Origin of the sequence: Pseudodesulfovibrio nedwellii, from assembly GCF_027923765.1 — a bacterium.
Classification (GTDB): domain Bacteria; phylum Desulfobacterota; class Desulfovibrionia; order Desulfovibrionales; family Desulfovibrionaceae; genus Pseudodesulfovibrio; species Pseudodesulfovibrio nedwellii.
On record NZ_AP026709.1, the window covers coordinates 2,352,990 to 2,376,032 of the forward strand.

Genomic DNA, 23,043 nt, shown 5'->3' on the forward strand with positions numbered 1-23,043 from the left:
CAACCGCACTCGTTCATTCACATGAGGAACGATTATACACCTTGACTGACATTTTAGCGTTCGTATATTGTATATATGCCGAAATGCCCCGGTGTGGGCATCAATCAGACCATGGAAGGTCTGCTCGCGGCGGGGAGAGACACCCATGTCCATGTCGAGTGTAACCGACTTCATCGTAGCCGGACCAGCCGGACAGGTGACAGCCGGGCCAGCAGGCTCATTTCAAGCCGGACCAGCCGGTCAGATCGTTACAGGAGAACCGGGCCATGTGCCCATTGACACCACTCCTGCACGCGTGATGATCGACACATCCATGGCCAGAATTCCCTATTCCAGCCCAACCGGGGGCAGCAATGCCAGTGCCTATGCAGGTGCCGGAGGCACATCGTTTGGCGGCGGCTCCCTCGCAGGAACAAGCAGCACTGGCGGCTCGTTTGGCGGCGGCACAGTCGGCGGCGGTTCAAGCGCATCACACATCGGCGGTGGTGGCGGAGGCGGCGGTGCAGTCAACAACACTGGTGCCGCACATATTGGCACAGGCGGTGGTCCTGGCACAGTCCAGAACAACACCGGCGGCAATTCAGTCGGTCAATCAACCGGCGCAGGAAGCTCAGGCCAAACCGGCGGCTCCAACCCCATCAGTATGAACAATACAGGTTCCGGCGGCGTATCCGGTGGAGCCAATGTGCCCATCTCCACAGAGTCGGGCAAGCCTGCCATTTCCCCATCCACTGGCGGCGGCGGACTTTCAGGTGGAGGCGGAGGAGCACCTGCCCAACCAGCAGGCAGCCCCCCAACAAGCTCAACCGGCAACGTTGCCATCGCACCACAAATGGGTATTCAGCCCATCTCTCCTGCGGGATCTGTTCCCATGACACCCAAAGTGGGATTTTCCATGCCAAGCCTGTCTGGATTTGTCCCCATCTCACCAGCTGGCACCATCCCTGCTTCCAAGATGACACAACCGCATGGCATGTATTTCGGGCATACTCAGAATTGGCCCAGCGATGTCATCCATCACACCAAGCACTCAGCACCGTACTCTCCGCCCAAAACACCCATGGCCCCATGGATTCCCACGGCGGACGGCTATGCTGAACCATACGAATCTCCAAAGTTAAACTTTGCCGACACCAACGGTCCCGGCAGCAATATCGATATGCGGTCAGAGTATTCCATGAATATCGACCAGACGCAGGACATCCAGCAGTCGCACCTGACCACAAACAATGAATCCGTGGACCGTTCCCTGGATCAGTCCATGAACTCGTCCATCCACCGTAGCGACCAATATCTCACCGAAAACAACGTGGATAATTCCGTCTCGCGCAATCAGGATATGAGCACCGAAGAAAATCATCAATTGACCCAGCAGATCAGCCAGGTAACCAATCAGGAAAATATCACCGACAATGAAACCAACATTGTCAGTCAGCAGGACAACTCCAAGACGATCAACAACTCCGAGAACCAACAAATCACCAACGAATCTGAAAACGTGAACGTCAAAAACGTGGACGCCAGTCAGACCACCAATGAGGACAGATCAACAGACCGTACCGAAGTGGACAATTCATCCGTTAGTTTCGTCAACGATCAAGATCTGACACTGGAGAATGACAACTCAGTCACACGAAATGAGGACCATTCAACCACAGTACAAAACAATGCTGAGTACACCCAGCAACAGGTAGACAACTCACAGACGAATTATAGCACCGACAATGATGTCAGCTTCACGGAAAATCGTAACTTCGAACAGAACATCAACGATACCCATATCAATGAGACTGACAATTCACGTCAGATAGAACAATCCACGGTGTTCAACTTCACGAAGCAGGACAATTCCGTGGAAAACCACATTAACAACAACGACACCATTCTCAACGAACACAATGAAATGTCGTTTTCCTACAACCTCAGCTCAGAAAACAATTTCGACCAGTCGCGAAACATCGATCAATCCACCAACTATACTTTCGTGGATCAAAACAATGCCAAGACCACATATGTGGACGACAGCGACACCAATGTCGTGGAGAACCACAACCTGACCATGGCTTTTCCCGAAACACACGTTGTGGAAAACGACAACTCCACCTCTCTTTCGGTGAACAACAACTTCAATAGGGTAGTGGAAGACAACTCCGTCACCAACATCGTGGACGCCCGTGAAATGCATATCGTGACGAATGAAGCGCCCACATACGTGTTTGACAACTCATCCCAGATCAACATGAATTTCGCAGCCCCTGAACGAATCGGCGGAGATATCGTAGCCGGTGCGGCATAGTTCCAAACAACATCACAAACGAAGGAAGACGCACATTCATTAATGTTCGTCTTCCTTGATTTTCTCGGCAACCAGAAGATCAATCAACACGAAGCGTTGCCATTTGAATCGTGTGCATTTCAGTAAATCCAAACAACCCGGCAAACTTAAAAAGTCGAGGATCAAATTGCCCTCGGTCATCGGCACGAATACCCATGACCTGACTCTTTCCAAGCCGTCGGGCCTCTTCCTTCAACCATTCAACGTCCTCTTCAAGATTTTCCCTGACATCTCTTCCCCACCGAACAAGGGTCACATGCAACTCAAGCATATTATCGTGTTCAGCAATTGCCGAATAGCCATAAACTTTTGTTGCGTTATGCAATTCCAACCACTGATACTTCCCCGTTTCCGGGAAATTAGATAATTCCTCCGGTCGATGTTCCAACTTACGAACGGCCATGGGACCTCCCGAATGGATTATAGTCGTTGGATGTTTTCGATGCTCTATGGCCCGACTCGGGTTGACGAAATCCCACGGCAAAATAACGGAATCCATCCACGGCGTGGCTGGTCCAATCATGCACTGGTCGGGTGGAAAAGTTCGCGGTTCTGTCGTTGAAGGATCGACGGTAATGTCGAAGAGCCTCGATGCCCAACGCACATTTTTTTTCATCGAACCAACAACTCGGCAGGATGGTGCGTACGGCATTGATCCCGTCCTGCACTGGGATATTCGGGGCGATATCAAACCGGATTCCAAGAGAACGAGACACTTCAAGCCGGGACTTACCTGTCCCCAATTCACGCACCCGGATATCATGAGGCGCAATGTGCATGCCGTATTTGTACCCTTTCTGGTCCAACACCTTGGCGTAATGATCCAGCCCTTCGCCATTAGCCTCGTAATAGTCGATGACAGCATACGTGCCGCCAGGTTTGGCCTGAATAAACCAGATGGATGTTGAATCGGACATGCCGAGGTCCCAGGCCGTATGCACGGGCATGGACGGATCTTGCAGCACAGAGGTCACACGGCCATCTCTGTCCGCATCACTCATAAGCTGACCAAAGTACGCCCCACGAATGGCTGCCGTAAACGAACATTCAAATTCCTGCTCATATTCCTCGGGCGACATTTCTCGCCCACTGGCGGACAATTCATCCGGGTGAATAATCCCGGTCTCGGAAGCACGATACATGGCCGTAAACCAATCCGGATCAAGCTTGGCTTTTTCCCATATCTCATACAGAGCATTTTTGCCGCGCGGAGTGCCTATGAACAAGGCCCAGCCCTTGCGGTCAGACAAAGCAGGCCGGATAACCTCGGTCCAAACCCGATGGGGCATCTGCGCCACTTCGTCAAAAACCACACCGTCCAGATACATGCCGCGCAGACTATCGGGATTATTAGCGCCAAAAAGCCGAATACGTGAGCCGTTTTCAAAATCCGCACGCAATTCGGTTTCATTGAACTTCACGGTGCAATTATCCAACCCCAACCCGCAATATCGTTTGAGTTCATCCCAAACCACGGTTTTTGCCTGCCTATAAAGTGGGGCGATATAAGCTCCGCGCCAATCGGTCCGGTCAGTTTTTCTGGCAGCACGAATAAGCTGATTGACCGACAACACGGTCTTGCCGAACCTACGATGGCAGACCAGAACCGAAAACCGGGCCAATGAGGCCTCGATCTTTGCCTGATGCTCTCGTGGTGTATACATATCTTGTGTCATTCTTCATTTTCCTTATGTTGACGGACGGTTCACCGAAAGGTATCTTATGGTAATGCGTTGTCCCGTCCTGATATTCTTTTTTCTCGTCGCCATATTGGCCGGTTGTGCAAACAATCGACCGACTCCGCCCCCTTTGACCTCTCAGGAAATAAACCTTCAGGAACATCAGGCAGAAGCCGCCGACGCCCTGAGTCAGGCCATGCAATTGATGCATGACGGCCAATTCTTGGATGCCAATGCGGCTCTCGATTCCCTGAACCGAGCCTTGGAGCTTGATCCATCCTTGGCGGGAGCACGGTATTACAGATCGTCATTGCTTTTCGAAATACATCAGTACGACGAAGCGTTGGCAGATGCGAACATACTGCTGGAAGCCAAACCCAATCACACTAAAGGGCATTACACCCGAGGCTTCATCCTCTTCCAACTCGGAGATCTCAGCAATGCCGCCAGAGATTTCACGCAAGTCATCAGCACAGACCCCACGATTGCCGAAGCATATGTCCGGCGTGGGTTTTGTTATGATGGATTGGGACGCACGGACGAAGCCATTGACGATTACACACACGCACTAGCACTGGACCCCGCTCATCTAGACGCCAACTACCGGCGGGGCATGGCCTACATGACTCTTGGACAGTACGAGCCAGCCCTCCGCGACCTGAGTCAGGCGTTCATTCTGGATTCTGAAAACAGCCAGATCATCATGGCTCGCGCACAAGCGGCCATAAAACTTGGACAATTCGACACTGCAGCCACCGCTCTCAAACGAGCTGTTGCTCTTGACCCTCGCAGAAGCACACTTCAAGCTCTGTTGGCCGAGGCGCTGGCCGGAAGCAACGATATTCCCGGAGCCATCAAATCCATACACCGAGCCATCAGCCTTGCTGACGCCACTGGCGACAAAGCCATGGCCCGACTGTACCGGCAGCAACTCGAAAGCTATCTGGGGAAACCCACTCCCTGACGATCTCATCGCACGACCTCAAGCAGCACTCTGGCTCCCAAAACTGCCACCGTCGCCATACAGCCCCAGACAACACGCTCCAAAGACCGTATTTTCACCTGATTGCCTGCACACCGACGCGACTCATTGATCTCACGAATATCTTCCTGAATCGTTTTAACCCGCTCATCAATACGAACGAGCAAATCTTGTAAATCCTGTCGTTCCAGTGCGGTCATTTCACGCCTCCCCAAGCATCCTTGATACCGCGAACGGCACCGGGCAGAAAATCACCGATTTTCTTGACGCCAAGCACGGCAGCCACAATCCAGAACGTAACCTGCAAAAACCAATCTGGCAGATTTTCCCAAGAGTGGATGACTTCCCCGGCTCCTTCAGGGTCAATCCCCGACCAGATGAAAAATCCTATCCAAGCGAAAAAAAGGACATCGTCCTTCCAACCTGCGTTCTCCAACTGTTTCATTTCCCATTCATGGTTAAATTCCCGATCACTCCGAGCCAGCCGCATGCGGTTTTCCATAACAGCTTTTTTCAAATCCTCTTTTCGTTTGAGGTGACCGGATACGCCGTCCACAACCATGGACAACAATCCTGCCACCGCACCAATGAGCGGTATCGCCATTTCGCAATTCTCCAATTTCTAGAGGGTGAAACTCATCGCCCCCGGATTCGAGAAACAGCATACCCCCGCTTTTAGGAAAACCATGAAAATGTGAATGATTGCATACTAAAATCATTTGATAGGTATAAAAAATCAGCTTGACAGGATACGCACCTGACTGACGAAACCGCTTCACAGCAAAAGAACACACACGGCAACGAGCCGCCTTGCCACTTCACGATGGGGCTAGCCAAAACCAGCCGTTGTCTGTATGGAATAGTTAAGGAATATCGAATGCAACCGGTTCACGCAGGCCGGAAATCAAGGAGGAACCCATATGCTCGTAGCCAACTGGATGACCAAGGATGTCAAGACCATCTCCCCGGACCGTTCCATGATGAAGGCCTCCAAAGTCATGAAAGACAAATCCATCAGCCGCGTGCCTGTGGTTGATGAAGAGGGTAAAATTGTCGGTATCATTTCTGACCGAGATATCAAGGATGCCTCGCCCTCCAAGGCCACGACTCTGGACATGCACGAACTGTATTACCTGCTCTCCGAGATCAAGATTCAAGATATCATGACCAAAAAGCCGATGACTATCAGATCCGACGAAACAGTTGAAAAAGCGGCTGTTCTCATGCTGGAAGGCAACTTCGGAGGTCTGCCCGTCATCGATGAAAACGACAAGGTCGTGGGTATTATCACTGATACCGATATCTTCAAGGTACTGGTGGAAATTTCCGGCGTCTACGAAGGCGGCTCACAAGTTTGTCTTCAGGTTTCCACCGAAGCAGGAAGTCTGGCTCCGGTTCTCGATTACCTCAAAGCAAACAACGCCCGGATCATGAACATCATGACACGCAATGTTTCAGAAAGCGAAAGTATCAAGGACGTCTATATCCGCATTCGCGAAATGGAAAAGCCCGAATTCAAGCGACTCCAACAAGGTATGGCAGAAAAATTTCAGGTTCAGTACTGGGCTAAAGATCCGGTCCACACCGTCCTGTAACCCCATCCACGTAATCACTCTGAGGCCGGACTTGTTCCGGCCTTTTTTTATGACATACTGCCCCTTGAAGTGACACGTACTAGACACTCTATGCCTGCATTTGTTCGTATTTAAAAAACTTTGACAAATATGGATTCACCCAAACAGACGCCCTTGCCTTTTGATACTTTACGATAAGTTAACTTTTTATAATATTTCGAAAATAATAAGAATTACGATGACGATTACAAGATTAAATAATGATATCACAATCCGAAACATTCTCAACATATCCCCATGACGCACTCTTCTTAAGCAAAACAAACCCTAAAGCAAAACTTGAACTCTGCCGAAAAGAAGAGTGACTAAGAAGGAGAAAGGAGTGGTCATGGGTAGCGTTGTTGCATTGGAAGAATTCCGTCAGACTCTCGACAAACGGGCGTCGCGTGTTCCTGTAAGAGAACACCCTGAAATTCGGGGCGGTGAAATATGGGGACGAGACTACACCGAAGTCGAAGCCATTGTTTTCGGGCTGCTTCTGATTCGGGATATAGTGGCCTACCATCAAGGAGGCCTGAACACCGAATTCGATCACCTCTGTGTGAATGGGTTGGAAGCCGCGTATAAGGTCAATGACTTTGGACCGGCCAAACTCAAAAAAACCATTAAACCGATCAAGGAATGGGTTCTCGATGATATGACCGAGGATAACAAACGGGACATGTCGTGGGCTCTTGTGGTAGCCGACCTCATCGAGAAATCTCCAACCAAGTAGATACCGATAAGTGATGATTCTTTTTTTATTTGAAATAATTCACTTTACAAATTACCGACACTCATATCCCGACCAAACTATATAGCCTGGTCGGGATTCTTTTCCCCCCAAATAGAACCCTTAATTCCAGCCCAAAAAAACACATTTGCTCCCTGCACCTTCCTTGAAACGTCCACTTTCTGTTTGCCGTTTACCCGATAGTTTCTGCCCTTCCCCGATTATTTGATTGCCTGAGGCCTTAATTCATCTATTGTCTATGACATGGACGCAGAATTCACTGGTCGTACCGGCCCCCAAATCCTGCTGTCGGCAGGGTGTCTTTTCCATCTCCCGCTGAAGCTCATCGCGCGCATTGGCCGGGACGCTGGTTTTGTGGGCATGGAGTTAATCATGAATTCCCCCAAACTCACACCCGAGGCCGGACTGGAAAAAATTGATGAAATACTGCCCATACGAAGTTTGCACGCACCGTTCCGCGATTGGTCAGCCTGGGGCGGGCACCTCAATTCATGGAAAGCGACGACAGCCTTGGCCAACTCGCTTCCTCAAGCCGACCACATAACCATGCACCCCCCTGGCTCCAAGCTCGCTAACATGATCCAGAACCGCTGGTTCGAAAAGGCGTATGATTTACCATTGTTGCTTGATGCCAAAGGGCGTATTCAATTTTCACTAGAAAACATGCCGTGGGTCGAAGGATCTCCTTTCGCCAGAGACCCACTCGAAAAACTCATGGACCAATGCCGAGACAAAAATGTCGGCCTTACCTTCGATGTGTGTCACATGGGTGTCTCTGGACGCGATGTACTCCATGCCATAGACAAAGTACCTGACGAACTGTTGTACAATGTGCATTACTCTGATGCAGTTGGGTACACCGAACACCTGACGCCCGGCGTAGGGAACCTGCCACTGGAAGACTTTCTCCACCGACTTGGCAAACGCGGCTATGACCGTTACATAACTCTTGAATTGGAGCCGGCTGCATTCCCGGATGATGTTGAGGGGACCATTAGAATTCTCTCCGACTTACGGGAAACCATACAAGCGCAATTGGAACAAGGAAAGAGAGACACCAAATATGCCGCACGCATACCTTGAACAAGTTCGCCAAAAAGACCAAACCATCAATCCACTCCTTGCCTTTCTTGGCATTGAAGTTGATGAAATCAAACCGGACAACGCCGTTCTCAGACTGCCAGCCAAACCGGAACTCCTTCAAGGCGCGGGGGTTGTCGCCGGTGGCATACTGGCGACCCTGTTGGATGAAACCATGGCCCATGCCGTACTGGGCGGGAATCCGCAAGGTAAACGCACCGCCACTGTAGACATGAATGTCAGCTACCTTCATCCGGTACAACCTAATACAGATCTCGTTTGCAAAGCCCGAGTGGTCAAACGAGGCAGCCGCATAATTTTCGCTGAAGCCAGCGTACTGGGCGAAGGACGTGAAGTTGCCCGAGCCACCGCATCTTTCCTGCCAATATGACACATTCCCTTGCCCTTGATTTTTCCATGATTACATCCTGAATTGGAGGACATACCCATGACGACTGACACCAAACTCATTGTCTGCCCCGCCTGCCGCGCTCTCAACCGTGTTCACACAGGCCGTGAAGCCGAAGCTGTGTGCGGCAAATGCAAAACCAAGGTCTTCGAAGCAACACCTCTGGAACTGGTCGGCCCCACTTTTGATCGCCATATCACCAAAAACGACGTCCCCGTGCTGGTGGATTTCTATTCTCCCACCTGCGGGCCATGTCTAATGATGGGGCCACAGTTTGACGATGCGGCCAAACGGCTTCACCCCAAAGCGCGCCTAGCTAAACTGGATACGACGGCGGACCAAGCCATTGCAGCTCGCTTCAATGTCATGGCCGTTCCCACGTTGATCCTTTTCAAGGAAGGTCGTGAAATCGCACGCCAGCAAGGTGCCATGAATACGCAGGATATTGAGAACTGGGTCAACAGCTCCATAGGCTAATTCCCTAAACCCCCTTGACGTAAAGTGGTACAGAGGCGAGAACTATCTATGCTCTCCCTCGACGTACCCTTTGTCCCGGATGGGGACTATCCTGATTTCCTGGCCCGACATGCAGCATCGCTGACCTCGGTTCATTTCTCTTTATATGATCAACGACTGGCAGATAGTCGGCACCGCATGGAAAGCCCGGGACTGGACAAAATCATCTCGGGCCTTTCTGCCCTTGTGGATGTGGATAAATATGTGCTCATGAACGCACGTCTTCATGCACCAGGACGGTATTTCGGTAAAACCGGACTGGACGAGACTGCACGACGCCTTGAACACATTCTTGAAAAAACAGATATTTCAGGTGTCATCTTTGCCGATCCGTATTTTCTTCAGGCACTTTCCGACACCCATCCTGATCTGGCAGGATCGCTGGAAGCCATCCCAAGCGTCAATTGCATGCTGGATTCACCCGAACGACTTTTTGCCATGATTGCCATGATTGACGGGACCATGTTCAAGCCACCGTCCCGCATCGTCCCCGACCGGGCGCTGAATAGAAATCCTTTACGGCTACAAGAAATAGTGAACGCAGTACGCAGTCTCTACCCGGCCATGAAGATTCACCTTCTGGCCAACGAAGGATGCCTGTATCAATGCCCATACAAGCCGGCCCATGATGCACATATATCGTTGGTCAACGAAGGACTGTGCCACGAACGAACCTTTGCCATGAACCGAGACCTCGGCTGTATTCGTAGGCTGCTACAGGACCCCGGTCTCATACTCGCCTCCCCCTTCATTCGGCCAGAAGACATCCATCGCTATGAAGGACAGGTGGACGGTATCAAATTGTGTGGACGCACAAAGGGAATCATTTTCCTCAAACGCGCCATAACCGCCTATATTGACGGCTCTTACACAGGCAACCTGCTCAATCTCATGGATGCCATGGGCGACCTCGCAAACCGAATAAATATCCCCAACAAGGAACTACCCGACCAAATATTCGCTCAGGTCTCGACTTGTGACAAGAACTGCGCCGACTGCGGGTGGTGCCACGGCGTCATGCAATCGATTTCCACACAGACCGATCCGGCTCTTTCCAGACTGTAGCCGCCGGTTTCCATTCCATCTTTTTTAAAAATGACATAGACTTGTCTGCATACAAGGAGAGACTCATGAAAAAATCACTCGGCCCCAAGACACTGGCCCAACCCGCACCGGTATGGGCTGTTGGCGCATATGATGAAGACAACAAACCCAATGCCATGATCGCAGCTTGGGGTGGCATATGCAGCTCCGACCCTGCCAGCCTGACCGTGTCTTTGCGTCCGTCCCGCCACACCTATGCGGGCATCATGAAACACAAAGCGTTCACCGTCTCTGTCTGCCCTGAATATCTGGCCGCAGAGTCGGATTTCCTCGGCATGGTCTCAGGCAAAAAAGTAGACAAATTCGCTGCCACCGGCCTGACTCCGACAAAGAGTGACTGCGTCAATGCCCCTTACATCGAAGAATTTCCGATGGTCATCGAATGCGAACTGACCGGCACGTATGAACAGGGCATCCACACTCTGCTCATCGGCGAAATCAAGGACGTAAAATGCGACGAAGACAAACTCGTTGATGGCAAACACCCTGATCCTGAAAAAATCCTTCCCCTGATTTTCAGCCCCGGCACTCGCGCCTACCACACTGTTTCAAAATTCGTGGGGCAGGGTTTCAGTATCGGTAAAAAATACATAAAAAAATAGACGGTGAATATGACCCGGCATGCCATTGCGCTTGTTCTGACGCTTCTTCTATTCGCGGGTTGCGCTGCACAAGACCCAAACGCCCCCGTTCTTGATCTGATCGAACTGGAACAAAATGCGGGTGCGTATCATGGCCTGCCGGTCAATTCCCCACTCATTTCAGCCGAAGCCCAGCAGCAAGCCTTTGACGATTTTCTGAAGAAACACTTCGGTCCTTGGGAACAAATCGAACCCAAACACCCGGCGGATGAGGCTTTCTGGGGATTGGCAGTGTACGGCCACAAAAATCTATACGGTGAAAACACGCTGCTTCGTGATCCTCGCTGGATACTCAATATGACCGAGGCCTCACGAATTGAGGCCTATCCTTCCATGGGCCGACGCGCCATTGCCGTGACCAACACAAACATGCGGGTACTGCCCACCAATCAACCGGTATTCTATAATTTCAAACGGGCCGGAGAAGGATTCCCTTTCGACTACATGCAAAACTCGCTGATCCTTGCCGGAACGCCGCTATATGCGGCCCATGTCAGCGCAGATGGAGCATGGATTCTCGTGGAATCACGCTTTGCCTTCGGGTGGGTACCGGCTCGAGAAATAGCATGGGTGGATGACACTTTTGCCACGGCATACCAAACCGGAACATACAAAACACTTACTGCAGACAGTGTTCCAGTAACCGATAAAGATGGAAACCATTGTTTCATCGCGCACATCGGGACATTAATCCCCGTCATTCCGGCAACACAAGGCCAACCGGAATCCTTCATAGTCCCGACCCGTGACCGCCATGGAAATGCTATCGCCGTCCATGCGACACTTCCGCAAGGGACAACAAAAACAGCACCGATCTCGACCACTCCCGCCAATTTCACCAAGCTGGCAAACGCCATGCTTGGCATGCAATATGGCTGGGGTGGATTATATGAAAACCGAGATTGTTCAGCCACAACCATGGATCTGATGGCCGCATTCGGCATATTCCTGCCGCGAAACTCCAGCCAGCAAATCAAATTTGGCACTCAGACTCCACTTGAAGGGCTGGACCCAGACGAAAAAAAGGAACTGATTCTGAAAACAGCCGTTCCATTTATGACACTTGTCCGCAAGCCTGGCCATATCATGCTCTACATCGGCAGTCACGATGACGAACCGATCGTCCTGCACTCGGTATGGGGCGTAAAAACCAAGGTCGGCGACGGCTATGGCCGAAAAATCATCGGAACCACAGCCATCACCACACTGGAACCGGGACTTGAACTGGACAATCTGGCCACAACTCTACTCGATTCAGTCTCTCGCATTTCAACTTTGCCATAAAGCGACGGGACTCCAACTCACTCATCGCCTTCAAGATCGTCCCACCGCTCACGGAACACGTAATTACTTATGTTCCGATCTCGCTGTTCGCGTATCCAACGGTGTAAATCTTCAGGAAGAGCACGCCACGCCCCCTTGTCTTCCCGCTTCCAGGCGGGCAACCCCTTGTCTCGAACCAGTTCTATAATGTTTCGCGAATTTTCCCCGACCGCATCACAAATTTCACGCGCACCTTTCAAACATATGTCCTGAGATTTCAGCATCGCTCTTCCACCCTCACCACAAAAAACCGTTGACCACCCAACCGATCCAAAAATTCACGAAAAGCGGATCGCGACTGCATGACCCCTCGAGAACCTTCAAGAAAACCAAAATTCCTGCCGAGCAAAACACACCCATGGGTATCACCCACTACATTGCCGGGATGAAACAGAATATGAGACCTCCCCGGCACATCAGATACTTCATACGTCCGTCCGAAAGAATGCGAATCCACTCGGCTGCATAAGTATTCACCCGCGGGAATACACGACTTGTCTGGCTGATTACCACGATCCGGTGGTTCCAAGGTCACGCACAGAACCTGTCCATTAAAACGTAAAACTCCAAAGGTTCCTTCTTTCCCCTTTTCCAATCGCACAATTTCCACTTTTTCCATGATTCACCGCTCCTGTTTTTGCCAAATCACAAATTGCTTTTTTGTGATATAGTCAATGGTCTATTTGAAAGTCAACAAAATTAGACACAATCATTTAGACATTTACCAATTTTTATGTATAAACAGACCAACCATTAACCCAAATAAGAGGATCTCATGGGATTCACCGACGATGTGCGGCAAGCACTTATTAACCGCATCGGCCCAGGTAGACGATACTCCAACAACAAACGGATGGCAGACGAACTCGGGGTCGACCCATCCCAACTCAATCGCTTTCTAAAAAAGGAACGCGGTCTCAATTCGGAATCTCTCGGACACATTCTCGACAAAGTGGGAATCTCCGTTGTCTTCGGTGATGAACCGGCAGATGCCTCACGAGAGGTCTGCTTCACCCTGCCGGACGCAAACAAATCCAAAACAACAAGGTCAGAGCCACAATCAGACGATTACATGGCAGTTCCGCTGGTCAGCCCAGCCCTAGCTGTGTCCCCTGGTATGATCCCTGAAGCAAATGTCGAAGGATGGATACTGGTATGGCGGCATCAGGAATCTATTCGCTTCCGCTCGAATCTGGTGGCCGTGGAAATCGGTGCCGGAGAACACTCCATGGAACCGACACTTCACTCTGGCGACATTGTCATCGTTGATCGAAGCGACCGAGACCCCAGTCCCGCCGGAAAAATCATGCTTGTCCGCGAACCGGGGTCTACCGGCGCAATCAACATCAAACGCGTCAATACCAGACGCTTTGATGACGACGTGGAATTGATCTTTTACTCGGAAGACAATCGTGCCCATCCTCCAATGACGTACCGACTAAAACGAGACTTCCAAGGGGATATTGCTCACGCCATCGGTGGCAATGTGGTTTGGGCCTGGAACGATATGTCCAGGAAATAGATATCCAACATCACAAAGGACACACATGTTAGACTATCGACAATTTCTGACAAAAAATATGTACGGAACATTCGTCATACTCCTTATCGGGCTACTGGCATTTCCTGTTCAAGCCGCTGACACGACAAACACCGCTCTTGCCTCTGAAATTGCATCCATGCTGCTCAGTCAGGACCAAATAAAACGCGCCGCTGGGGTCAAAGCTTTGTCTGAAAACGGGCAGGGATGTATGGAGTGTTTCCTGAAAATAACCGACAATGGGACAACAGACCAACGCCGCGGTGCTGTTCTCGCGCTGGCTCTCCTGCCCGTACCGGAACTGGCGACAAACGGGCTACTCAAGGCTTTGAACGATAAAGACGCCACCGTCCGCAGTCTGGCTGCACACGCACTGGCAAAAATAGGACAAGCCGCAGCCAAACCGACCGCCCGACTCCTGCTTCATCCAGATGAACGGGTCCGCAACGGCGCAGCACTGGCTCTCAGCAAAATGGGCGAATCAGCAATTCCCGCCTTGACGACCATGCTAAAAATGGATGATCCCTTTGCCAAAGCAAAAGCGGCTTGGCTGCTCGGGAGAATGGGTCACGAAGCCTTACCCGCCGTACCGGCTCTGATCCACGCACTGAATGACAAAGATATACGTGTAGTCCATGTCATCTGTGAAAGTCTTGACCTGATCGGCCCGAATCCGGCAGTCGTCTACCACGAATTGACACTGATCGGCATTTCCGGCAGCCAATGTCCGGTCACACGCATAGGGACAAATGCAGCCCCTAGTCTTGTCAGACTTCTGACCAGACCGGGTACACCCATGGGCAACATTGCCCTTTATACGCTTGCTCGCATGGGCAGAGTTGCCGAACCTGCCCTCAAGGCGGCCCTTGCAACCGGCACTGATAGCCAAAAAATCGCCGCAGCCCTGCTGTTGACGGGGATAGACCCGGAACTAGCAAGCACGCTGCCCGAAGAACTGCGCCGGTCCATGACCGGAGCCATGCATACCCAATAACATCGGAGTCATCATGACAGAACTTATTTACGCGCTTATCTGCTCAGACCTCATCATTGATAAGGATTCAAATTCCACGTCGTTTATTCGCACCATCGAACATGCCGTGGTTCCCGAACTCCCGGCTACCCTGCCATCAATCTTCTTTGCCAGTCTGTGGGACTTGGAAAAGAGTGGAGAAAAGCCCTTTACCGTTTCCTTGAACCTCATACCGCCTACAGGAGACCCCATCACTCTGGGTATGCAGGAAATTACTCCCGGAGGCACCATGCTGCACAAGATGAATTTCCAACTTCCAGGCTTGCGGGTAGAAAATGAAGGCAAGCATATTATCGAGGTTGCAATGAAAGCAGAAGGGGACTGGAAAACACTGGCTCAGCTCCCGATATTCGTCTTTGAAAGCGACAACAAATAGTCCCACCCAAATATTCAGCTACTCGCGTTCAACGTAAAAGGCCATGTAGTGCATCATTGTTTGATGCACTACATGGCCTTTTACGTTGTAGAAAGAATGTAACAAGACAGAAGAGATTTAAACTTACTTATTCCATGCCTGTATTAAGCTAAATTTTTTAGAATATTTTACAATTTTTTCAAAGTAAAATAGGCTATTACGTATTAAAATTGTCAGTTTTAACTGGACATTCAAACACGCCTGACTTAGCCATCTATCATCGATTCGATATTTATAGAAAACCACATCGTATATGCAGTATTACTGTACGACTCAAGTTGAAAAGGATCACAGATGCGCCAAGTCATGCTCATGATTTCAAAGGGGACACAGCGACTCCCTACAGTCAGGGAACTCGAATCCAGAGGTATTCAGGTCTCCTCTGCCGTAAAAAGAGAAAGACCTATAAAAATCGAAATTAACAACCACGCGGACGGCATGGCAGCAACGCATTGCGCAGTTAAATATTTGCAAGAAGGGGAAACAGACGAATCCAGAATCTAAAAAAACTTCAAACCGGAACAAATAAAAGGCCCTGATACAGAACTATATCAAGGCCTTTTATTCTATCAGACAAAGACAGATTTTATAAAATATCCTCGTACCCTTCCACGGCTTCATCCACAGGAGCGCCTTCATGGACAATACGATTGAGGACTTCCACCAACCGTGTGGGGTTTGAATGCTGAAAAACATTCCGGCCAACAGACAATCCGGCACCACCAGCATCAATTGATGTTCTGACGATATCCAGAAAATCACGGGTGGACTTCATCTTGGCACCGCCAGCGATAACCACGGGCACGCAAGCACATTCCACGACACGGGCAAAACTCTCGGCATCTCCAGGGTAATTAACCTTGACCACATCCGCGCCCAATTCCGCGCCCACACGAGCACAATGAGCTACAGCCTGCGGATCATATTCGTCAGCCACCTTCGGACCACGGGCATAGACCATCGCAAGAAGAGGCATACCCCATTCGGAAGCCGAGGCCGCGACCCTTCCAAGATCGGTCAACATTTGTCCTTCAGTTTCGTCGCCCAAATTAACATGGACACTGACTCCGTCCGCACCGAGGCGAATTGCTTCTTCCACGGTCGTCACCAACCGCTTCATATTGGGAAACGGCGACAAACAAGTTCCGGCAGACAAATGAACAATACATCCGAAATCGCGGCCTTGCATCCGATGCCCAAGCTTGACCTGTCCTTTGTGCACAAGGCCTGCATTGGCTCCGCCTGCCACCAAATTTGTCACGGCATCCCGCATTTTCTCAAGTCCGGCAATGGGTCCAACTGTGACCCCATGATCCATGGGGACAATGATGGTCCGTTTGGTGTCCCGATTGAATATACGCTCCAAACGGATGGCTTTTCCGATATGCATCCTGCACCTCGCTCATGGCTGTTTCTGTCATGTTAAAGAATCCACGTTCACATAATACACTCGGTCCAAAGATGGAAGGACAAACCCACCGCCATGAACAGCATCACATTTCTTTACAACCGGAGTTGTTGACGAAACATACAAGACACGACTATTCTTTCATAGAGCGGCGGTATGTACAGGATCAATTGATGAAGAAGCGACAGCCCAAAGGGGATGACAATGAGTGACGAAAGGACCTACGAATCCGTCTTTGTAGCCCGCCAGCCCGTCTTCGACGCCAATAATGAAACCTGGGGCTACATGATGCTCTTCAGGGACAGCAAAGACGCTGATCGGGCCATTTTTGCCGACAATTCAGAAGCCACCATGAACCTTGTGGCCAATCTCCCCCTGTGCGGCGGTGCCTGCGGCAATCAGGCCAGACTCTTGATTCATTTCACCCCTGAGGCCATAATCCGTGGCGTCCCCTATGCTGTCCCTTGGGACAACACCGTTATCATCCTTGAAGAAATGGCCGACCCGGACGATACGCTTATTGTGGCTCTCGGCGATCTACTTATCGACGGCTACGAGTTCGCCATCAACAATTTTGAAGGCAAACCCGGTTGCGAACGACTGGCAGAATTGGCTGACACACTGATTATTGATCTTGAAGGTAAAGATGAAGCCGACCTGAAAGCCATTATCTCGCAAGGAAAGAAATTTGGCCCGGCTAGAATGATAGCCAAACGGGTAGAAACAAACGACGACCTGACAATAGCGAAAGATGCCGGCTTTCCCTTATTCCACGGTTTCTATTTCAAGAAACCGTTAATCAAAACAGGCAGAAAAATTAATTCATCCGAAACGACCCGTCTCAAACTTTTCGAAATCATCGAAAAAGACGAACCGGATTTTGACACACTGGCGCTCGCCATCGAAGCAGATGTGGCGATCAGTTACCGGTTGCTCAACTTTCTCAACTCTGCAAATTTCAGTTTTGCCACCACGGTCACATCCATTAAGCAAGCCGTTGTCCTGACAGGATGGAAACCTATCCGCAATTGGCTCAGACTTATCATTCTCACTGACCTGGCCCCGTCTGAAAAAACACAGGAACTCGCCTACTTGTCCGCACATCGAGCCAAACTCTTTGAAACGGCAGCCCTAGGAAGCGGTTATGAAAATGATTCGGATAAACTCTTCATGGTCGGACTTTTTTCCCTGCTTGATGCCATGCTCAACACGCCCATGAAAGAGATCACCACCCATTTACCGGTGGATAAAGAAATCAAAGCGACCCTGTGTAACAAAAAAACCAAATATTCCCCATGGCTCGACTTGGCCAAAGCTATCGAAGCATCGGACTGGGAAGCGGTCGGAGATCGTGCCAAGGCATTAAACCTGCTCCCCGGTACAGTAGCCGTCAGTTATCAGCACGCCTTTACTTGGGCCGACGCTTTTTTTGCATCCTCAACCAGCGGGAAATAAAGACAGGAACGCCCGCAACACCATGCTCCTCACCAGACGCGATTTCCTCACTTCGCTGATTGGCCTCGGCGCACTGCCTGCCCCCCTTAGCTTCGCAAAAAACCTGCCGACAAAGACTTTTGCCCTTGTCGGACGAATTGTCATCGGGGATGGCTCTCTCCCACTCGACGACCATGCCATCCTCATACACAACGGTTTTATTGAAGCCATCGTACCTGCCAAAAAAGTCACTGACCGTCCCGTGCTGCCCTTGCCGTATGCGACCATACTTCCTGGTGTGATCAATGCCCACTGTCATCGAATTCACACTTCAACAGGCCGCCGAAAACGGTGGTTGGTGCAGGGCGTCACGTCTATCGGAGATGTCGGCTCGCCGCTGGATGCCATGCCCCTGTTGGCCAATTCACCTCCGAACGTCACTGCCACGGCCAGTTTTTCCGGCCCCATGCTCACCCCTCCCGGGGGGTACCCGCTCCCTGTTCACGACTCAAAATACGCCTTGGTCGTAAAGTCCCCCGACGATGCACGCACAGCCGTTTCCATGTTGGCCGATCAGGGCGCGACCATGATCAAATTAGCCTTTGAACCAGGTGTACTCCCTAAGACATGGCCTCAGTTCGACGCCACGACAGCCGGGACCCTCTGCAACACAGCCCGAAGACTTGGGCTGACAATTCGTTGTCATGTAGAAGATTTCTCTGGCCTGGAAAAGGCCTTGAATGCCGGTGTACACACTGTGGAACACGTCCCGCATCGTTGGCGAAAAAATGGCCATATCCGTCCGATTCTGACTTCGGACAACAAACTGATAGATCAATATACGGATTTGCTGGAGCGCATGAAACGGGAAGACATCATTCTTACGCCCACACTAGATGTATTGTGCCGTTCACCATGGCAGGGGGCTTCACTTTTCGAACCAGTCCGGGTCTTCCATACTATGGGTGGACGTATTGCCGTCGGCAATGACTATCCCTATAAACGGACAGACGCGGGCATGCCTTCACGCGAAATGAACCTGCTTGCCAAAACAGGCATGTCACCTCTTGCTATCATTCAGGCGGCGACCCAAGTCTCTGCCGCAGCGTGTGGGTTTACAAATCGTGGAATATTATTTTCGGGTATGGTCGCAGACATGATTGTAGTGCGGGGCAATCCCGCCCTCGGGCTGGAGAAGATGGACACTCCCTTGCATGTCATCAAAGATGGTGAATTCATTCGCTGAAAAAATCAAAGTCGACGAGCGGATTCAGGCGTCAAAACGGCCTTACCGGACAGAGCTTGGTCTATACGATCCAAAGCCGCCTGTTTGCCTGAGGGCAATCGCACCTTGAGCGGAAGATAATTGGAGGCGTGGTTGGCAAGAAACAACCCACGACTCAATGTCAAACCAAACAATATTTCCCGTATCTCGGTCAACATGCCAACGCCGTCCGGCACCTCAAATTCACCACGCTCCCACTGATCGTGCAAAGGAGTGCCCGGCACAAGCATCAAGCTGAGCGCACCCACTTGGTCCGGGTCCATCTCACTCAAGGCACGGGCTGTTTCACGGGCATGCGCGGCAGACCTTTCCACTCCTCCCAAACCATTGATAATTGTCACATTAAGTTTAAGCCCAGCCTCTCGCACGCGCCGCCCCTGAGCCACGATAAAAGCGGAGTCTCCGTTTTTGTTCATGGCCTTGAGTATCTGATCGTCACCGGATTCCAACCCCATATAAACGATGCCTAATCCCAGATCCCGAAGTTCCTGTAGTTCGGCATCAGACTTGCGTTTAAGACTCTTTGCATTAGCATACACCCCAACCCGGGTAACCCACGGAAGGTGCATACGAATAAGCGATAGAATTTCTGTCAGTCGTTCGTGCGGGAGAATCATGGCATCCCCGTCACAGAGAAAGACCCGCCGCTGTCGTTGGCATTCACGAGCGGCGAATTCGATATCACGGAGAACTATCTCCCGATCCTTGATACCGAACCGTTTATTCAAATAAGCACCACAAAATGCACATTTCCCATGCGAACAGCCAAGGGTAACTTGCAACAAGATACTCCCGGCTTCGCTGGGAGGGCGTATAATCATTCCCTGATAGTCCATAAAATCCTCCTGATCGAAGTCACGATACGGAAACGCCAAAAAATGGCAATAGTGTCTAAACAAAATGGTGCAAAACCACGAGGCAAGGTTTTATCATTGACCAATATACGATGTTTTTTTATGATTTTTAGGATTGGAAATCTTTCACACACCGACAGGCATAGGCGCGGACAAATGACCCCACCGCCACACTCAGAAAAGACTTCAGGCACACCATGACGATCAAAAAAAAACCGGCGAGACCAACGTCCTACGTCGCTTTAGACGAGACATCGCGAGCCTTGATGGATTCCTCCGTGGAATCCGCATTCGTCATGGATGTGAGCGGCTATGTGCTGGCGGCCAACGGAGCAGCGGAAAAACTCTTTGACCTAAAACCGGGGCAGACGCTCCAACAATCCAATATTTACGATCTCCTGCCCAAAGGAGCCGCCGATTCACGCAAAACCAAAATCGAAGAAGCTATTCGTGAAGTCCGTTCTGTTCGTTTTGAAGAAGAAATCGATGGTCGATCTCTGGTCCATTCCATTGTCCCGGTAGCTAATCCCTGGGGCGAAGTGGCCCGACTGGCGGTTCACACTCTTGATCTGACCAAACTAAGGCGAACCGATGAAGACCTACGACGCGAACAACAGAGACAAATTTTCTTCATGGAATCCCTTCCGGGCATTGTTTATCACCTCTACCCGGACCAGACCATTCGGTACGCAAACCGCTATTTCAGACGATATTTCGGCAGCCCTAAGGACAAAACATGCAGAGAGGCTCTAAACTGTTCTTCCGACTCCTGTGCATCTTGCCCCCCTATGGAAGCGATGAACACTGACCGAGCCGAGGAATGGGACTGGACCGATTCCCAGGGCCGGACGTTCCACCTCCAATGCAGTCCCATGACTGACTCCGCCGGAGAACGGATGATCATGGTCCTCGGCATTGACATCACGGCCAGACAACAAGCCGAAGATGCCTTAAAACGAGCACACGCTAAACTGGAAGACCGGGTTAAAAAACGTACGGAAGAATTGGAAGAAGCCAATATCAAATTGACCAACAAGTCGACAAGGCTGATCTCCGCCATGAAAAAGGCAGATGCCGCAACACGGGCAAAATCATCCTTTCTGGCAAACATGAGTCACGAGATACGCACTCCTCTCAATGCAGTGCTCGGCATGTCTGAACTGGCCCTGACAATGAGTGACCCGGAACGGAAAGACTCATACCTCAAACGAGTCATGGAAGCAGGTAATTCCCTGCTCTCCATCATCAACGACATACTCGATTTTTCCAAGATCGAAGCCCGCAAACTGGCCCTTGAAGCCATTGATTTCGATATAAACAGGACCGTGGACGCCACCGTTGACCTCCATATGCTTCTGGCGACAGACAAAGGGCTTAACTTAACGTCCACTGTGGACACCTCAGTTCCTTCTGTACTGGAAGGCGACTCGTCACGGCTACGCCAGATTCTTATCAACCTCGTTTCCAACGCCATCAAATTCACAGAATCCGGTGATGTACATATAGCCGTAACAGTTGACACCCCGCCTACAGACATAAAGCCGGGGACCCCGGTTACCGTGACATTTAAGGTACGAGACACGGGCATAGGTATCCACAAAGACAAACAAAAAACCATTTTCGGTTCATTTCTTCAAGCTGACGATTCCATCACCCGCAAGCACGGAGGCACAGGCCTTGGCCTCGCCATTTGCACATTACTGGTGAAACTCATGGGGGGAAAACTCACACTCGAAAGTGAGGAGGGTAAAGGAAGCGCATTTTCCTTCACCGCCAACCTCCGCGTCGGTAACCCCGAAACCCTGCATGCACAGGAACAAGACTTGATCAGTACTTCCATCCCGGAACTTCCCGAAATCAAAGTCCTGCTGGCCGATGACAACCCACTCAACCGAGAATTGGCGACAACACTGCTGACAGAACAGGGCCACACCGTCATAGCCGTAGAAAACGGAATTCAGGCTCTAGAAGCACTCAAAGAAGAACGTTTCGATCTCGTCCTCATGGATGTCCAAATGCCCATCATGGACGGCGTTTCGGCCACACGGGCCATCCGCGCTCCGCAATCCGGTGTCATAGATCCTTCCGTCCCCATCCTGGCTCTGACCGCCCACGCCCTCAAAGGGGATCGCGAACGTTTTCTGGAAGCAGGAATGGATGACTACATTGCAAAACCCATTACCATGAACAATTTTTACAATGCCATTGCCCGAAACGTGGGCAAGGGGCAAAAAAGACACCAACCGATACAAACGCCTCAGCCAAGACCGGACAACGGCCAGCCCTACGACCGGATAACGGCTTTGGACATGCTCGGAGGCAAAAAAGGATTGCTGGCTCGTATGGATGCAATTTTCCTTCGAGATGTTCCCGGAGAAATGACGGAGCTGACAGCGGCCTTTGACGGCCAAAACTGGGACACAGCCATGAGATTAGCCCACTCCATCAAGGGGTCGTCAAGAACCGTTGGGGCACTCAAAGCCGGTGCGGTCGCCGAGCAAGTCGAATACTTGTGCAGACACCAAGACGCCTCTTCTGCCAAGAAAGAACTTAAAAGCCTTGAATCCGAAGTGAAATCTGCGTTACAGTATATCAATCTGACGCAAGGCTCGCCGTAGAAGAGCCACTCAGCCCAAGG

General features: G+C 50.8%; 25 protein-coding genes. 17 read left to right on the forward strand and 8 right to left on the reverse strand.

Annotation, left to right across the window (positions count from 1 at the left end; genetic code table 11):
- The first annotated feature begins 145 nt into the window (after positions 1–145).
- Positions 146–2,296, forward strand: a complete 2,151-nt coding sequence (locus SYK_RS11060) for a hypothetical protein (RefSeq protein WP_281760325.1) — start codon at positions 146–148, stop codon at positions 2,294–2,296.
- A gap of 79 nt (positions 2,297–2,375) precedes the next feature.
- Here SYK_RS11060 and SYK_RS11065 read toward each other — a convergent pair whose 3' ends face one another.
- Both SYK_RS11065 and SYK_RS11070 read right to left on the reverse strand, forming a co-directional pair.
- Positions 2,376–2,738 carry a hypothetical protein gene (locus tag SYK_RS11065; protein WP_281760326.1) on the reverse strand — a complete coding sequence of 121 codons (363 nt, stop codon included), beginning with the start codon at positions 2,736–2,738 and terminating at the stop codon, positions 2,376–2,378.
- Positions 2,725–4,011: a terminase large subunit domain-containing protein gene (locus tag SYK_RS11070; RefSeq protein ID WP_281760327.1), complete on the reverse strand. Its 1,287-nt coding sequence runs from the start codon at positions 4,009–4,011 to the stop codon at positions 2,725–2,727. The genes SYK_RS11065 and SYK_RS11070 overlap by 14 nt, the downstream gene beginning before the upstream one ends.
- A gap of 52 nt (positions 4,012–4,063) precedes the next feature.
- Here SYK_RS11070 and SYK_RS11075 point away from each other — a divergent pair, with 52 nt between their 5' ends.
- Positions 4,064–4,978 carry a tetratricopeptide repeat protein gene (locus SYK_RS11075; protein WP_281760328.1) on the forward strand — a complete coding sequence of 305 codons (915 nt, stop codon included), beginning with the start codon at positions 4,064–4,066 and terminating at the stop codon, positions 4,976–4,978.
- Positions 4,979–4,983: 5 nt separating this feature from the next.
- Here SYK_RS11075 and SYK_RS11080 read toward each other — a convergent pair whose 3' ends face one another.
- On the reverse strand, positions 4,984–5,196 hold the full coding sequence (locus SYK_RS11080; protein ID WP_281760329.1) for a hypothetical protein: 213 nt from the start codon (positions 5,194–5,196) through the stop codon (positions 4,984–4,986).
- Positions 5,193–5,600, reverse strand: coding sequence for a hypothetical protein (locus tag SYK_RS11085; RefSeq protein ID WP_281760330.1), 408 nt, complete (start codon positions 5,598–5,600; stop codon positions 5,193–5,195). The genes SYK_RS11080 and SYK_RS11085 overlap by 4 nt, the downstream gene beginning before the upstream one ends.
- 316 nt (positions 5,601–5,916) lie before the next feature.
- On the opposite strand from SYK_RS11085, the gene SYK_RS11090 reads away from it, so the two are divergent.
- From SYK_RS11090 to SYK_RS11125, 8 genes are all read left to right on the forward strand, one after another.
- The gene (locus tag SYK_RS11090; protein ID WP_281760331.1) at positions 5,917–6,591 is read left to right on the forward strand and encodes a CBS domain-containing protein; all 675 of its coding nucleotides are present in this window, start codon (positions 5,917–5,919) and stop codon (positions 6,589–6,591) included.
- A 367-nt stretch (positions 6,592–6,958) separates the two neighbouring features.
- Complete coding sequence (locus SYK_RS11095) at positions 6,959–7,345, forward strand: hypothetical protein (RefSeq protein WP_281760332.1); 387 nt, start codon at positions 6,959–6,961, stop codon at positions 7,343–7,345.
- A 261-nt stretch (positions 7,346–7,606) separates the two neighbouring features.
- Positions 7,607–8,446 carry a sugar phosphate isomerase/epimerase family protein gene (locus SYK_RS11100; RefSeq protein ID WP_281760333.1) on the forward strand — a complete coding sequence of 280 codons (840 nt, stop codon included), beginning with the start codon at positions 7,607–7,609 and terminating at the stop codon, positions 8,444–8,446.
- Positions 8,427–8,834, forward strand: a complete 408-nt coding sequence (locus tag SYK_RS11105; RefSeq protein WP_281760334.1) for a PaaI family thioesterase — start codon at positions 8,427–8,429, stop codon at positions 8,832–8,834. The genes SYK_RS11100 and SYK_RS11105 overlap by 20 nt, the downstream gene beginning before the upstream one ends.
- Before the next feature lie 57 nt (positions 8,835–8,891).
- Positions 8,892–9,329, forward strand: a complete 438-nt coding sequence (locus tag SYK_RS11110) for a thioredoxin family protein (protein WP_281760335.1) — start codon at positions 8,892–8,894, stop codon at positions 9,327–9,329.
- 48 nt (positions 9,330–9,377) lie between these two features.
- Complete coding sequence (locus SYK_RS11115; protein WP_281760336.1) at positions 9,378–10,433, forward strand: hypothetical protein; 1,056 nt, start codon at positions 9,378–9,380, stop codon at positions 10,431–10,433.
- Between the two features lie 65 nt (positions 10,434–10,498).
- Positions 10,499–11,074 (forward strand): flavin reductase family protein, encoded by a 576-nt coding sequence (locus SYK_RS11120; protein ID WP_281760337.1) that lies wholly within the window; start codon positions 10,499–10,501, stop codon positions 11,072–11,074.
- Positions 11,075–11,083: 9 nt separating this feature from the next.
- The gene (locus SYK_RS11125; RefSeq protein WP_281760338.1) at positions 11,084–12,397 is read left to right on the forward strand and encodes an SH3 domain-containing protein; all 1,314 of its coding nucleotides are present in this window, start codon (positions 11,084–11,086) and stop codon (positions 12,395–12,397) included.
- A 17-nt stretch (positions 12,398–12,414) separates the two neighbouring features.
- Here the strand turns inward: SYK_RS11125 and SYK_RS11130 are convergent, their stop codons facing one another.
- Together SYK_RS11130 and SYK_RS11135 are read right to left on the reverse strand one after the other, a co-directional pair.
- On the reverse strand, positions 12,415–12,660 hold the full coding sequence (locus SYK_RS11130; protein ID WP_281760339.1) for a DNA-binding protein: 246 nt from the start codon (positions 12,658–12,660) through the stop codon (positions 12,415–12,417).
- Positions 12,654–13,055: a DUF5675 family protein gene (locus SYK_RS11135; RefSeq protein ID WP_281760340.1), complete on the reverse strand. Its 402-nt coding sequence runs from the start codon at positions 13,053–13,055 to the stop codon at positions 12,654–12,656. Before SYK_RS11135 ends, SYK_RS11130 begins: the two co-directional genes overlap by 7 nt.
- Positions 13,056–13,211: 156 nt before the next feature.
- On the opposite strand from SYK_RS11135, the gene SYK_RS11140 reads away from it, so the two are divergent.
- From SYK_RS11140 to SYK_RS11155, 4 genes are all read left to right on the forward strand, one after another.
- Complete coding sequence (locus SYK_RS11140; RefSeq protein WP_281760341.1) at positions 13,212–13,958, forward strand: S24 family peptidase; 747 nt, start codon at positions 13,212–13,214, stop codon at positions 13,956–13,958.
- A gap of 58 nt (positions 13,959–14,016) precedes the next feature.
- Complete coding sequence (locus SYK_RS11145; protein ID WP_281760342.1) at positions 14,017–14,970, forward strand: HEAT repeat domain-containing protein; 954 nt, start codon at positions 14,017–14,019, stop codon at positions 14,968–14,970.
- Between the two features lie 13 nt (positions 14,971–14,983).
- Positions 14,984–15,385, forward strand: coding sequence for a hypothetical protein (locus SYK_RS11150; protein WP_281760343.1), 402 nt, complete (start codon positions 14,984–14,986; stop codon positions 15,383–15,385).
- Positions 15,386–15,718: 333 nt separating this feature from the next.
- Entirely contained in the window at positions 15,719–15,928 is a 210-nt protein-coding gene (locus tag SYK_RS11155) for a hypothetical protein (RefSeq protein ID WP_281760344.1), read from the forward strand.
- Between the two features lie 82 nt (positions 15,929–16,010).
- Here SYK_RS11155 and SYK_RS11160 read toward each other — a convergent pair whose 3' ends face one another.
- Complete coding sequence (locus tag SYK_RS11160; protein WP_281760345.1) at positions 16,011–16,814, reverse strand: 2-amino-3,7-dideoxy-D-threo-hept-6-ulosonate synthase; 804 nt, start codon at positions 16,812–16,814, stop codon at positions 16,011–16,013.
- Between the two features lie 222 nt (positions 16,815–17,036).
- On the opposite strand from SYK_RS11160, the gene SYK_RS11165 reads away from it, so the two are divergent.
- Both SYK_RS11165 and SYK_RS11170 read left to right on the forward strand, forming a co-directional pair.
- Positions 17,037–18,287 (forward strand): EAL and HDOD domain-containing protein, encoded by a 1,251-nt coding sequence (locus SYK_RS11165; RefSeq protein ID WP_281760346.1) that lies wholly within the window; start codon positions 17,037–17,039, stop codon positions 18,285–18,287.
- Positions 18,288–18,309: 22 nt separating this feature from the next.
- Positions 18,310–19,512: an amidohydrolase family protein gene (locus tag SYK_RS11170; protein ID WP_281760347.1), complete on the forward strand. Its 1,203-nt coding sequence runs from the start codon at positions 18,310–18,312 to the stop codon at positions 19,510–19,512.
- Between the two features lie 5 nt (positions 19,513–19,517).
- Here the strand turns inward: SYK_RS11170 and SYK_RS11175 are convergent, their stop codons facing one another.
- Positions 19,518–20,387, reverse strand: coding sequence for a radical SAM protein (locus SYK_RS11175; RefSeq protein WP_281760348.1), 870 nt, complete (start codon positions 20,385–20,387; stop codon positions 19,518–19,520).
- 215 nt (positions 20,388–20,602) lie between these two features.
- Between SYK_RS11175 and SYK_RS11180 the strand changes: the two genes are divergently transcribed.
- Positions 20,603–23,023: a PAS domain-containing hybrid sensor histidine kinase/response regulator gene (locus SYK_RS11180; RefSeq protein ID WP_281760349.1), complete on the forward strand. Its 2,421-nt coding sequence runs from the start codon at positions 20,603–20,605 to the stop codon at positions 23,021–23,023.
- Positions 23,024–23,043 lie beyond the last annotated feature (20 nt).